This window comes from Methylobacterium sp. D48H, from assembly GCF_053345715.1.
Window position 1 is genome coordinate 1 of sequence record NZ_JBKFAP010000089.1, and the last position, 537, is coordinate 537.

Annotated in this window: 1 rRNA gene; it reads right to left on the reverse strand. The window is 60.0% G+C overall.

Annotated elements, in window-relative coordinates:
• Positions 1-440: 440 nt before the first annotated feature.
• Positions 441-537 (reverse strand): 16S ribosomal RNA (locus ACLBX8_RS31605); the annotation flags it as partial.

Here is a 537-nt window from a genome sequence, read left to right on the forward strand (position 1 = left end):
CGTGATCGATGTCCGTCGCTGATCCGACAGCCGTAAGGCTGGCTGATCAGCGCGACACGGTCACAAAAAGACCAGTGGCAGATCCGTTTCCGGACCCACCACCGTATGCTTGCCGAACATGACCGCCAGGGCTGGCAGATCTCTCTGCCCCAACGGCCACATTCCCTCTTCACGATGTCACTGATGTCTTCGCCAAACAGCACGTCCAGCCGAACCTGACGGTCCTCGCTGATCATTGCTGCGGCAAACGCAATGTCCGGACAAGCTCGACGCTCAGACACGACGGGCGCGTCAGCGGAGCTTGATCTGTCCGGTACGAGAAAGAGAAACGAGGACGGCGCGTGTCCCGCCAAGGGGCTCTGACTGAGCCCTGATATCCTAATGACGCCGTCCGAGGAGCGGACCGGATAAACCGGTCATCCTGCTGTCAGCATCCTTAGAAAGGAGGTGATCCAGCCGCAGGTTCCCCTACGGCTACCTTGTTACGACTTCACCCCAGTCGCTGACCCTACCGTGGTCGCCTGCCTCCTTGCGGTT